The organism is Streptomyces tsukubensis (assembly GCF_003932715.1).
In the GTDB taxonomy this organism is placed as follows: domain Bacteria; phylum Actinomycetota; class Actinomycetes; order Streptomycetales; family Streptomycetaceae; genus Streptomyces; species Streptomyces tsukubensis.
Window position 1 is genome coordinate 7227082 of sequence record NZ_CP020700.1, and the last position, 12236, is coordinate 7239317.

General features: G+C 69.4%; 13 protein-coding genes and 1 pseudogene. 7 read left to right on the forward strand and 7 right to left on the reverse strand.

What is annotated here, in order from left to right; genetic code table 11:
• Nucleotides 1–15: 15 nt before the first annotated feature.
• The 3 genes from B7R87_RS30060 to B7R87_RS33895 all read left to right on the forward strand — a co-directional run bounded on the left by B7R87_RS30060 (nt 16) and on the right by B7R87_RS33895 (nt 2312).
• Nucleotides 16–444, forward strand: a complete 429-nt coding sequence (locus B7R87_RS30060) for an NUDIX domain-containing protein (RefSeq protein WP_006345243.1) — start codon at nt 16–18, stop codon at nt 442–444.
• Between the two features lie 727 nt (nt 445–1171).
• Entirely contained in the window at nt 1172–1471 is a 300-nt protein-coding gene (locus tag B7R87_RS34455; protein ID WP_408647346.1) for a peptidase inhibitor family I36 protein, read from the forward strand.
• Between the two features lie 373 nt (nt 1472–1844).
• Nucleotides 1845–2312: a hypothetical protein gene (locus B7R87_RS33895; RefSeq protein WP_006345242.1), complete on the forward strand. Its 468-nt coding sequence runs from the start codon at nt 1845–1847 to the stop codon at nt 2310–2312.
• 92 nt (nt 2313–2404) lie between these two features.
• Here the strand turns inward: B7R87_RS33895 and B7R87_RS34460 are convergent.
• The 3 genes and pseudogenes from B7R87_RS34460 to B7R87_RS30080 form a co-directional block, all read right to left on the reverse strand.
• A pseudogene (locus B7R87_RS34460) lies at nt 2405–2464 on the reverse strand (hypothetical protein); the annotation flags it as partial.
• 289 nt (nt 2465–2753) lie between these two features.
• Nucleotides 2754–3557, reverse strand: a complete 804-nt coding sequence (locus B7R87_RS30075; protein WP_040913095.1) for a hypothetical protein — start codon at nt 3555–3557, stop codon at nt 2754–2756.
• A gap of 206 nt (nt 3558–3763) precedes the next feature.
• Nucleotides 3764–4264 carry a carboxymuconolactone decarboxylase family protein gene (locus B7R87_RS30080; RefSeq protein ID WP_006345240.1) on the reverse strand — a complete coding sequence of 167 codons (501 nt, stop codon included), beginning with the start codon at nt 4262–4264 and terminating at the stop codon, nt 3764–3766.
• 96 nt (nt 4265–4360) lie between these two features.
• Here B7R87_RS30080 and B7R87_RS30085 point away from each other — a divergent pair, with 96 nt between their 5' ends.
• From B7R87_RS30085 to B7R87_RS30095, 3 genes are all read left to right on the forward strand, one after another.
• Entirely contained in the window at nt 4361–5302 is a 942-nt protein-coding gene (locus tag B7R87_RS30085) for a pirin family protein (protein ID WP_040913112.1), read from the forward strand.
• Nucleotides 5303–5324: 22 nt separating this feature from the next.
• Nucleotides 5325–5669 (forward strand): GNAT family N-acetyltransferase, encoded by a 345-nt coding sequence (locus B7R87_RS30090; protein ID WP_006345238.1) that lies wholly within the window; start codon nt 5325–5327, stop codon nt 5667–5669.
• 283 nt (nt 5670–5952) lie between these two features.
• A complete protein-coding gene (locus tag B7R87_RS30095; RefSeq protein WP_130584766.1) occupies nt 5953–6714 on the forward strand; it encodes a serine protease in 762 nt (253 codons plus the stop codon).
• Between the two features lie 113 nt (nt 6715–6827).
• Here the strand turns inward: B7R87_RS30095 and B7R87_RS30100 are convergent, their stop codons facing one another.
• From B7R87_RS30100 to B7R87_RS30110, 3 genes are all read right to left on the reverse strand, one after another.
• Entirely contained in the window at nt 6828–7340 is a 513-nt protein-coding gene (locus B7R87_RS30100) for an FBP domain-containing protein (RefSeq protein WP_006345236.1), read from the reverse strand.
• A 513-nt stretch (nt 7341–7853) separates the two neighbouring features.
• A complete protein-coding gene (locus B7R87_RS30105; protein ID WP_187144519.1) occupies nt 7854–9380 on the reverse strand; it encodes a S41 family peptidase in 1527 nt (508 codons plus the stop codon).
• 187 nt (nt 9381–9567) lie between these two features.
• A complete protein-coding gene (locus B7R87_RS30110) occupies nt 9568–10875 on the reverse strand; it encodes a flavin-containing monooxygenase (protein ID WP_006345234.1) in 1308 nt (435 codons plus the stop codon).
• Between the two features lie 73 nt (nt 10876–10948).
• Here B7R87_RS30110 and B7R87_RS30115 point away from each other — a divergent pair, with 73 nt between their 5' ends.
• Nucleotides 10949–11656: a helix-turn-helix domain-containing protein gene (locus tag B7R87_RS30115; protein WP_233168963.1), complete on the forward strand. Its 708-nt coding sequence runs from the start codon at nt 10949–10951 to the stop codon at nt 11654–11656.
• A gap of 183 nt (nt 11657–11839) precedes the next feature.
• Here the strand turns inward: B7R87_RS30115 and B7R87_RS30120 are convergent, their stop codons facing one another.
• On the reverse strand, nt 11840–12208 hold the full coding sequence (locus B7R87_RS30120) for a peptidase inhibitor family I36 protein (RefSeq protein WP_157997818.1): 369 nt from the start codon (nt 12206–12208) through the stop codon (nt 11840–11842).
• Between the last annotated feature and the right edge of the window lie 28 nt (nt 12209–12236).

Below are 12236 nucleotides of genomic sequence, written 5' to 3' on the forward strand. Positions count from 1 at the left end.
CTCCGGAGGCTGGCCATGGCCGAGCAGGTGCGCTCGCGCATTTCGGCGTACGCGATCGCTACGGCGGGTGAGCAGCTGCTGCTCACCCGGCTCTCCGAAGCATCGCCCGTCTTCCTGCCCGGGCTGTGGCACCTCCCTGGCGGTGGCATCGACCCCGGGGAGCAGCCCGGCGAGACCCTGGCCCGGGAGATGTGGGAGGAGACCGGGCTCGAACTCGCGAGCGCCCGGCTCGTCGACGCTCGCAGTTACACGGCTCACCGTCTCGGTGTGCACTGGCATTTGGTGGCCCTGTTCTACCGGGTCGAGCTCAAGTCCGGCACTCTCAAGGTCATCGAGACCGGGGGATCTACCGCCGAGGTCCGCTGGTTGCCTCTGCCCGACCTCGTCGATGCGGTGCTGTCCCCCGCCGCGATCGACGCGCTCGGCATGATCGGCCGCCGCTAGTGCAGTGACCGGAAAGGTATGCCGTGGGCCCGCGTTCCCCCCAGTCTGCGGCTGGGCGGGCCCCCAGGTGCGATGTATCGCCAGGCGGAGGTCCACGGCTCGTAGCGGACGTACTTGGGTGGTCCGACCATGCGGCGGGGGTATCACCCGGCCCGCCGGGCCCAGGGGGAGTGCCGTGCCGGGCGTCGTCGGCCGGTGAACCTTTCCGGTCGTAGCGCTGGCCCCCGAAGGCGCCCGGGGCCGGGGGAGTGGACCGGTCGGTCCGCAGTGTGTGCAGAGGCGTTCGGCAGCGTCGACAGCGGCCGACGATGATGCCCCCCCGGAAGGCGCTGACCGCCCGCGGCCTGTGCATCCCGCTGGACGACGGATCGCCTCACCCCTATCACGTCGTGCTCAACCGCTCGCAGGCGCCGGCTTGGGTGCCGAGCGATTCAGTATTTCAAATCTTCCGGAACGGGGCGCAGCGTGCCGCCCGTTCCGCCGATTCGGGATGGCGCGATGGCAGAGACCGTCCCGGTATCGGTTGCCTATCCATGCGCTCTCAAGATCAAATTCTGTCATCCCGAGAAGCTCTCTTCCGCCACTTATGGCGATTCGCCCAAGCTGCTCGATATCAATCGACAAACATCCAGATAACCTGACTGAAGACCTACAGAGAGGCGATCCAAAAATGTCGAAAATGAAAAACTTTGCGCGTATTGCAGCGACAGCTGGAAGTGCTTCATTGATGTTATTTTCGACCCTGGGGGCAGGCGTTTCACAGGCGGATCAAAGGGTATCGCAGCCGTGCCCGAGTGATGTTGTGTGCTTCTACTCGCAGCCGAACTATCAAGGTGTCCGGAAGATCGTGAATTTTACTCTGACTCCAGGGTGTGACGATAAGATATCCGCGCGCTCTGTGATCAATAATCGCAGTTACCCGGTAGGCCTGTACGTCGATCGAGAGTGTACTCAGTTTCTCGACCAGGTGGACCCCGGTCACTCTCGAAGCAATCTCATAGCCGGAGTTGTTTCGGCAGAGGCATAGCATCTGCGGATTGAATCAGTGGTGCCGTCGAGCCGTGCACGGCGGAGTCACGACGGCGGTGGGCTCCGGGGAGGTCGCTCCCGGAGCCCACCGTGGCATGCCGTCGGCGCGGTGGCGGTGCAGGCTGTGCCGCGATGACACAGGTGTCTTCGGTGCTCTGGTCGGTGAGTCCGATCCGTGCGAGGCTCCGCCCCGCAGTGCGAGTGCGCCCCGCGGAGTATCCCTCTGTCTTCGGCACCCTGACCAGCCGGCCCTTGCCACCCTTGGGGCTGCGCAGTACACCCGAAGCCCCGCGGTGTCCGCCGAGGCTCCGGCACGGCACATGGGTACGCATACTCATGACCCGGGCCCGGTTCGGTGGTCGTATGGATGCATGGGAATCACCGCGAAGAACTCGCTGACCGGCGCGGCTCTGGTCTTCGGGGCGCCGCTCGCCCTGTGGGGCCTGATGGGCCAGCAGGACGACTCCACCGCCGCACAGTCCGAACTCACCTACGCCCTGGAGCCGATCAGGGCTCTGGAGGGCTGGGCCACCGGGCTCGGTATCGTGGCGCTGCTGATCACCGGCCTCTCGGCCCTCTACTTGGTGCGCGCCACCTTGAGCGGTGCCCTGGACCCGCGCCGTTGGTTTGTCCTGCTGCCACTGGCGGCGGCCGGGGTCGTCGTCGCGTGGAGCCACCGTGTGCTGACCGCCGGGACGGCCGACGCCAACATCGGGGCCGGGCTCGCGGTCTTCTTCGGCACCCCGATAGCGGCGGGGCTGTTGCTCGCGGCGCTGATACAGACGATCCGCCTCCGTGACGGACGCGGCACCGGGCGCGCCGGACCGGCCGCCTGCTGAACCACGCCGACGGCGTTCCGATTCCTGGCGGGCAGGGCGACGCGGTGGCATGTGAGATCGACTTCGATGATCCTTACGGTGATCTCGTCACCCCCGCTCACGATCCGGCCGGGGTGCTCGACGGGCTCGTCACGGAACTCGGGGTTGTGCACGAGGCCCCGACGCCATCGGCGATGCGGTCAAAGGCTCCGAACGGGATCAGCTGGTGACCCGGCCGGAGCCCGCTACTGCTGGGGGCAATGTCGGTCACGGCCTGGTTCTCCTGTCGGCGTGCGGACGCGGCTCGTCCGACGGACAGGTGCACCGGCCGAGCCGTCCGCGACCGCAGTAGGCGACCCCACAGTCCGCTGTGCCCTGCAGTTCCGGCCACGGAGCGGAAGCGGCATCCGGACCAGCCGGTGTTCGAGGGTGTTCTGCCCGCGCTGCATACCGGGATCGCAGCTACCTGTTGCCGTCCCGTGCCGGAGCGGAATCGGTGTCCCGGAACAGGGACCGTACCTCGTTCTGGGTGAGTACATCCTCGGCGGCTGGGTGGGTGGCCCCGACCGGTTCCCCGTATCCGGAGAAGACGGCCGTGAACGGGCTCTCGCCGCCGGTCCGCTCCATCTTGTGCAGAGTCGGATTCCTGCCCGGGCCGATGTGCACCGTAAGGGTCTCCTCCTGATCGCGGGCGGTGAACACGACCCGGCGGCCGTCTGCCGTGACAGTCCCGGGAGCCTCTACTGCCGTGGCCGGCAGCTTCGGGATCATGTTCCGGATATCGCAGAGCTGCAGGGTCTGCCGTACCTGTGGCGCGGACGGGTCGCCTTTGAGCCACTGGTCGGAGAACAGGCGGACATCGGCATCCACCTGTGCCGGAGTCCGGGATCCCGGCCGGGATCTGATCTGCGCCTCGCTGAGCCGGAGGTAGGCTGCGCCGTCGCGCGTTCTGATCACATCGACCGTGCCTCCACGGCCGGTGGTCATCTCGGCTCGGCACTCCTTGTCCCGGCCGATCCGCACGGTGCCTTTCGTCATCCGGCCGTCGCGCTGCCTCGTCAGCCCGATGGTGACCGACGGGGCGTCATGGAGGGCGTCGACTGCCGGAGCACCGATCGCCTCCCACGAGTACGACCCGTCCGGCCCCGAGCCGTGATCCCGGCTCTCGGACGTTCGTGCGCCCTCGGCGCACCCGGCTGTGCCCAGCGCCAGGAGAACAAAGGCAGTGAGGGGCCGGTAGGCGCGGCGCGGCAGCGAAGCAGGCACGGACAAGTCTCCGGGGAAGGGGCTGGCAAGCAGACATGAACGGGAAGACGGTCGGCAGCCATCACCTGGCACTGAGCCCGAACCGGAATGATCTTCGCACTCTACGGTGCCCCTGACCAGCGAAATGCACTTCCGGCAGGCTCACACGGTGCACTGCCGACGACCAGACCATGTCCGGCCTCGGGGACCGGCGGTCCCACGGGGCCTCAGCGGGCGGGCGCCTCCCGTACCGGGTGTTTGCTGAGGATGGACACCCGGTTGAAGGCGTTGATCGTGATCGCCACCCAGACCACGGCGGCGATCTCGTCGTCGTTCAGCACCTGCCCCGCCTCCGCGTACGCCCGCTCCTGGGCCAGGGCGTCGGAGGGGTGGGTGGTGGCCTCGGCCAGGGCGAGGGACGCGCGCTCCCGGGGGGTGAAGAGTTCCGTGTCCCGCCAGGCCGCGAGCACCCCGAGGCGCCGCGTGGACTCCCCGGCGCGCAGTGCGGCCCGGGTGTGGACGTCGAGGCAGAAGGCGCAGCCGTTGAGCTGGGAGACGCGGAGGTTGACCAGCTCGACCAGGATCCGGTCCAGGCCGGCCTCGGCGGCCGTCGTACGGACGACGTCCGCGGTCCTGACCAGCGCCTGGTACGCGGCGGGGCTCTGCTTGTCGATGTAGATCCGTCCCTTGGGCCGGTGGGCTTCCGCGGCCTGTGCGGTCTCGATCACCTGTACTCCTCCGTCTGTTGTCCCGGGTTGCCTTCGGATCTATGATCACCCATAATTGTTGAAAACGAAACTACTTTGTTCGCGGAGGGCCGGGAGATGGATCACACGGGTATCGGCGTCGAGGCCGGCATCGAGGTCCTCGCGGCCCGGGACGTCCCGCTGGGCGGACCGCGGGCGATGACCGTACGGCGCACTCTGCCCCAGCGAGCCCGTACCCTCATCGGGGCCTGGTGCTTCGCCGACCACTACGGCCCTGACCGGGTGGCCGAGTCCGGCGGCATGGACGTCGCGCCCCACCCCCACACCGGGCTCCAGACCGTCAGCTGGCTGTTCGGCGGGGAGATCGAGCACCGCGACAGCGCGGGGACGCACGCCTTCGTGCGGCCCGGCGAGATCAACCTCATGACCGGCGGCCACGGCATCAGCCACACGGAGGTCTCCACCCCTGGCACCACCGTGCTCCACGGCGTCCAGCTCTGGGTGGTCCTCCCCGGCGAACACCGCCACGCACCGAGCGAGTTCCAGCACCACGCACCTGCGCCGCTCCGCGTCGACGGCGCGGAACTGCGGGTCTTCCTGGGCACACTCGCCGGCGCCACCTCTCCCGTGCGCACCTTCACCCCGCTCCTCGGCGCCGAGGTCCTGATCGACGCCGATGCCACCGTCACCCTCGACGTCGACCCCGGCTTCGAACACGGACTCCTCGTCGACGAAGGCGACGTACGCCTCGACGGAACCCCCCTGCGCCCCGCGGAACTCGGCTACGCCGCCCCCGGGCGTACCACCCTCACCCTCACCAACACCTCCGGCCGCCCGGCCCGGGCGGTCCTTCTGGGCGGTCCGCCGTTCGAGGAGGAGATCGTGATGTGGTGGAACTTCATCGGCCGCAGCCACCAGGACATCGTCGAGGCACGAGAAGACTGGGAGTGCGCCTCCGGCCGCTTCGGCACCGTCGAGGGCTACCCGGGCGAGCGACTGCCCGCCCCCGCCCTGCCCAACGCCGTCATCATGCCCCGCAAGAACCCCTCCCCTCGCTGACCCGAACCGGAAGGCCGCCCTCATGAACGAGCAGAGCCCCAGTGCCCCCGTCGTCCGCCACGCCGACACCCGCCACCGCTACGAGATCCTCGTCGACGAGGACCGCGCCGGCCTGACCGCCTACCGCGACCGCGGCGACCAGCGGGTCTTCTTCCACACCGAGATCGACGACGCCTACGCCGGCCGGGGACTCGCCGCGATCCTCGTCGAGCAGGCGCTGACCGACGTCCGCGCCTCCGGACTGCGGATCGTCCCCGTCTGCCCCTACGTGGCCAAGTTCCTCACCAAGCACCGCGAGTTCGCGGACATCACCGACCCCGTCACCCCCGAGATCCGCACCTGGCTCACATCCCGGCTGGGCCACTGAACAAACCGGCTGGAAAAGGGTATCGGTGGGTGAGTGCCGGCGGTGGCGGGATTGAGATCACTCACGAGAGTGATGAGTGCGATAGGCAGTTTGTCGGGCTCCGGGCAGGGGAGAGCATCTTTGGCCCTGGCGCCAGGTACAGGGTCCACCACCCTCTGATCCGGCGTCACGTCGTCTTCGCTGTTGTGCTGCGGACGCGAGGGGCCGGTTGCGGGACCTCATTGGAATCCCTCCGGATAGGTCTTCCCGGCAGGGACTTCCCTTGTCTTGAAGGAGGTTTCGAGTGCGTAGTTTATTCCGGTCCAGGGCAGTTCCGGCAGTCGGCACCGCTCTGCTGATGCTCGGCGGCGTGCTGAGCGGGACCGCTGCCGCCGGGGACGAGCCCGAGATCGTCGGAGGCCGGCCCACGACCATCCAGAACCATCCGTACCAGGTCAGCCTCCAGTACAACGGCAAGCACATCTGCGGAGGGACGCTGGTCAAACCCGACCGAGTGGTGACGGCGGCCCACTGCACGGACGGGGCCTCCGTGAGCGATCTGGGGATCCGTGCCGGCTCCAGTTACCACAGCTCGGGCGGGCCGCTCTGCCGGGTCGGTGAGGTCGTTCAGCATCCCCAGTACGACCGGTGGACCACCGACTTCGACGTCAGCATTGTGAAGATCAACTCGCGGTGCACCGGCCGGCCCGCGCCTCTCGCCGAACGCGAGCCCGCGACCGGATCGCAGGTCACCGTCACCGGCTGGGGCGCCCTGAGCGAAGGCGGCCCTTCCCCCGACCAGCTCCAGGAGGTCACCGTCGATGTCATCAGCCGTGAGGCGTGCCGACGGGTCTACGGGAGCTATGCCGTCACCGGAAACATGATCTGCGCGGGAGGAGGCCAGGACGGCAAGGACGCGTGCCAGGGCGACTCCGGCGGCCCCCTGGTCCAGAACGGTGTGCTCTACGGCATCGTGTCCTGGGGAAGCGGCTGCGGCCGCCCCGGCTATCCCGGCGTCTACTCCAACGTTGCGGCTCTCCGCCCCTTCATCGACAGCAACCTCTGATATCGGCCCACCCCTGCGGGAGACACCGCTGCCGGCGGTGTCTCCCGGAAGGGGAGGGCCGCACCCATGCCGACGGCGATGGGTGGTTCAGTGCCGTCCCCTGCGGGACCCTGTCATGTTCTCCGCCGAGTGGTTCGTTCCTTCTCGGACACCGAGTGGATGAAGGTCAGGGTGCGGGAACGCATGCCCACGCGGCGTTGCTCGATCATTTCCTCGACCGGGGGGTCGAACGGCTGGCGGATCGGTTTGCTGTGCAGCTTCACCGCGCAGTCGAGGTCGGTGCAGAGGAGAAGACCCACCGTGTTGAGGCGTTTGCGTTTGTCCCGGGACGGGAGGCGGGCGGTGAAGAGGGAAATCTCGTTGAACCGGCGGGTGAAGCGGCACAGGTCGCACATCATCGCGCGCGAGCCGTGCGCCGCGTCGTTCGGGGCCTGCCGCAGCAGGACTCCCAACGCCTGGTCGTCGGCCTCGGTGACGAGGTAGGCACGCTGCGGGGAGCGCAGGTCCCGCCAGCCGAGGTAGTCGATCCGGTCCCATCGGACGTCGTCGAACCAGGTGGGCAGCCGGACCTTGGTGTCGGCCGAGTCCGGGTTCACGATCGCGCCGCGTACCTCTTCCCTGGTCATCGGACGCATGGCAGCTCCCGGCGAGTTGCCTGTGCGCGGATGAACGTGCCGGTCGGGAAGGCGAGTGGAAGGGGAGGGAGGGCTGGGAGGGTCCTTGGGGTACTGGACACTCGGGGTGCTCCTTGCTGAGAAAACCGTCATGACAGCAAGAGCAGGCCGAGCGGCTCGACGAAGAGGCCCACCCGTTCGCCGCGACATGGCACGCGGGCGTGGAGGCGTGGGCTGGTTCAGAGCACCGGAGATTCACGTCCGGTCCGCCGCCGGGCAAGGACGGCGTCAGGGAAACGGACGGCTAGGCGGTGCAGCGAGGCGCGCTCGGCGCGGGCCGAAACATAAAAATCCCTCTTCCAGGGCGCAATGGGCCCAGAACAGATCGACGGAGCCCGGCCAGGTTAACAACACCTCCCGGAGCAGGGGCAACCGATTTAACGGCCACCTCCTCGGTCCGGTGGAGACCGCGGGTGGTGCCGGCCCCGTCCGTCGGGACCGGCACCACCGGGGTGTCGGCGGGGCTCAGCGGCGCCGGGTGAGCAGGGTGACCGCCCGGTCGAACGCGGAGTCGCGGTCGGCGGCGAACTCCTCCGCGGTGAAGACCGGCACGGTGATGTGCGGGGGTACGCCCGGGCCTTCGTGGGAGATTCCGCGCGGGGTGGTGTACCGCTCGTTGGAGAGTCCGAAGCGCCAGCCGTTGGGCAGGGCCCGGGGCAGGATGTCGGAGAGCGCGCCCTGGGTGTGCTCGCCGATCAGGGTGGTCGGCAGCGGGCGTTCGGCGAGTGCCTTGACGAAGGTCTCGCCCGCGCTGACGGTGGCTCCCGAGGCCAGGACGGCGATCGGGCCCGTATAGCGGGGCACTCCCTGAGCCGGGGCCACCCGGGCCGTGTACCGGGGGGTGAAACGGGTGTCGTCACCGGGGTCGTTCCTGGCCTCCTTGCGGTAGGCCGGATAGCCGCGGTCGGTCAGCCGGGCGGCGATCTGCAGGCCCAGCTCGTCGCTGCCCCCCTGATTGACCCGGACGTCGACGACGAGTCCGCGCCAGGCACCGGGACCCCGGGTGCGGGCCCGGGTGACGATACGGTCGAGGACCCGGTCCAGTTCGGCGGCGTCGGTCTCGATGGTCGGGGAGCCGGCTGTGTACCCCCCGAACCGGCTGATTCGCAGATAGCCGATGCCGCCCGGGACCTCCGCGTAGCCGATGGCCCCCTGGGCATGGGATTCCAGCGCGGTACCGCCGAGATTGCGGCGCTCGACGAAGGTACGGACCCGCTCGTCGTAGGCGTCGTCGGGCGAGACCGTCCCGGCGCGCTGCCCGGAGGTGTAACGGCCCAGATCGGAGGCCTCCAATCCGACATGGGCGTCCTGGAGGGGCTCGGCCATCGCGGAGAGTATGCCGAACAGCTCCTCCTGGGTGGTGCCCGCGTGCACCGCCGGGCGGTACCGGGCCCGCACGGCGTCCCAGTCGACGCCCCGGCGCTCGAAGAAGGCGTAGTTCTCCTTGAAGGTCTGCCAGAAGACGTCGAAGACCGCCACCGGACCGGTGGGCGGGGGCTGTTCGCAGCGCGGCGGCAGTGCGGCGATCCGGCGCAGGGAGCGGGGGCCCAGAGAGCCGTGGACGCGCAGTGCCGCACGGTCCCCGGCCCGTGGGGTCACCGTGAGGCTGTACTCCGGGCTGTCGAAACGCACGGCGCCTCCGGGGCCGGTGCCTCCCGCGCTCCGGGCGGTGGGTCCGGGCAGACAGCTCAGTGCGGTGGTGTCCCAGAACCGCAGATCGCGGCCGTGAACGGAGACGACCGTCCCGTATCCGTCCATCTGCCAGACACCCTCGACCGAGAACCCCCCGTACCCGTACCCGGACCCGGATCGCGGTGCCGCGGCGGGGGCGGGCGCCGCGGCGGCAGTGGACAGGGAGCCCGCGAGGGCGAGTGCCGTCCCGGCGGCGATGAGGACTCCGCGCCGGGACGCCGGACGTCTGCCCCGGCGGTCCTCGACGGCGGGTGCGGCTGATGTCTCTGGTGTCACTGTGTTCCTCCGGTGGTCGGTCACCGAGCATCCTTCCGGCGCCGGCGCGGCCACCGCGTCCACCTGCGGGCGCCACCTCCGTCAACCATCGGTCGTACAAACCGAGTTGTGTCCCCTAGGGTGCGCGCGGGTGACCGGCCCTTCCGCCGGGGTACGTCCGCCGGGGACACCGCCGCTCCACCGCCCCGCGCGACGGCCGGGCCCGGGGGGCCTACGGTGTGATCACCGAGGCCGGAGATCCGGTTCGCATGATGTGGTCGACGTGGATACGGCGCGCGATGAAGCGCCCGTTCTCGACATTGGCGCCGATGGCCACCGGGGCGAGGGAGTTCCCGTCCGGGAGTCCGGCGTAGTACAGGCCGGGGATCGCCCCGAGGATGCCTTTCTGCTGCAGGGGCGCGCCGTGGTCGTCGAGTACGTGCGCCGGGAGAATCCGGTAGTCCGGCCCGAACCCGGTGCACCAGACGATCGAGGTGATGCCCTCGCGCTCCAGGTCGAGGCGGTCCCCGAACGGGGAGATGCGGTCCAGATCGACACCGGGTGCCGGGTGCTGTTCCGGTACCGGGTAGCCCCGTGCCCGGATACCGGTGTCAATGGTGTCGATCACCTGCCGGAACGAACGGGCGGACGCCTCGGCGACGGCGACGACGTTGTCCTCCAGGAGCAGCGTCCGGCCTTCCGCGGCGCGCGCGGAACCGACGAGAACGACTCCCTTCCCGGCGAGTGTGCCGAGATTGAGATCGCCGGTGCCGTCCAGGACAGCCGCCACCGGCAGACCGGGCAGCACCTCCGCCGGACCGTCTCCGCCGGTGCCCACCCTGACGTACTCCTCCTCCAGGGAGAACACGAACATCCATTCATGGAGGCTGCGGCCCCGATAGTGGCGTGGCCACGCGCCGTGCCGGCCGACCGACAGGAACACACCCCGCCCGGCGTCCACCAGTTCGTCGGCGATCTGCTGTCCGCTGATTCCCGCGCCCACCACCAGAACGGCGCCGTCCGGCAGGGATGCGGAATTGCGATAGCGGTGCGAATGCAGCTGTGTGACGGACGCGTCGATATCGGCCGCGAGGGCGGGGACGCGGGGGGCGGCATAACCACCCACCGCCACGACGAGGTTACGGGACCCGATGGAACCCCCGTCGGACAGATGGGTCCTGAACCGCACCTCGTCGTGGTCGGAGGCGTCCGGCGGGCACTCGACCTCCCGGACGGCCGTGTGCTGCCGTACCCGGAGCTTCCGGTCCTCCGCGTAACGGCGCAGACGGTGGGCGAGTTCACGGCCCGGCATGAAGCCGTCGGGATCGTCGCCGTCGTACTCCCGGCCGGGAAACCGGACCGAGCGGTTTCCGCTCCCCACCAGCAGGCTGTCCCACCGCTCAAGCCCCCATGCCTGGCCGATCTCCCCCCGTTCCAGAACAACGGATTCCCGGCCCAGCTCCTGCAGGGACGCGGCCACACCGCACCCCTGCTGGCCGGCTCCGATGACGACGGTCTCCGCGTACTCGACCTCTGACACGTTCGATCCTCCTGCCGATGGGATGGGCATTCGGAGCTTGCCTGGTGAAGTCGGCTTGATGTCAACTGGACGTGTGACGCGACAAGGAGTCTCCATCGGTGAAGCAGCGGCACTGTACGGCCTGGCGCCGTCCACGGTGCGGTGGTGGGAGCGGCAGGGCGTGCTCGACCCACCCGCCCGCGTCGGAGGCAAGCGGCTCTACGACGAGGCCGGCCTCCGCCGGATCGGTCTCGCCTATCTGTGCTGTGTGGTCGGGCGGATGCCGCTGGACCGGGCAGCCGTCGTCACCTCGGGAAAGGCCGCGCTCAGCACCTGGCAGCACACCATCGACGAGCAGATGGAGCTGCTGGAGCAGCGGATCGGCGATCTGAAGGCCGCCCTGGAGTACCTCCGCCATCTGCGGCTCTGCGAGGACGACGACATCGTGCGGCAGTGCCCCGTCCTGGAGTCCGAACTGTCCGTGCACACTCCACGCGGGCACGCCCCCGGTGCCGACCTCGTCACCGCGGCTCGCGCCGCCCGAAGCGGCGGAGCGCGAGGGGAGGGGACGGAGGCCCGTGACGAAACTCCGGTGATGCATGCGCCGGGTGACGAAAAGCCGGGTGGTGAAAGGCCGGGTGGCGAGATGCCGGTGTGCTGCCCCGGTTGCCGGGGGCCGGTGGTGCCGTCCCCCCGCGGCCGGCCCCGTACCCACTGTTCGGCCGCCTGCCGGCAGCGCACGTACCGAACACGGCGCAGTGGTACAGCCGTTCCGGCTGCCGAAGGGTCCGACCGTTCCTGACGGCCGATCGACGTCGCGGTGCCACCGGTGTCGCCCGGGAGCCCGGGAGCCCGGGAGCCCGGGCGGCAGGTCGGCCGGTGGCGACGGCCCCCGCCGCTCGTCGGTCCCCGTGACCACAACCGGGTCACGGGGACCGACGTCACGAGAGCCGATTCCTCTTCCCCCGCACGGGCGGAAGCCTCCTCAGCACGGGCGGAACGAACTGATCTTGTCGTTGATCCACCCGGGAAGCGTGGGCCACCACTCCCAGGGGCCGATCCTGAACTCAAGACCGCCGTAGCCGGGGTGCTCGTAGAAGCAGATGGAGTAGGGCGAGTCGTTGACGATGGAGGACACCTGGTCCTGGTACTGGCCGAGGTTCGAGTGGACGTTGGGCATGCTGAAGGGGAGGGAGTAGCCGCCGTAGTTGTCGTGCTTCCGGAGACACAGGCTGCGCCCGTTCTCCATGCAGCCGGCGGCCTCGGCGGGGGTCGCGCTCGCGAGGACACCGGCCGATGCGGTGAGGGTGACGACAGCGCCGAGCAGCGCCAGTCGACGCTTGGCGTGCGTCAAGACGGAGATCCTGTCTTCGACACGGGAA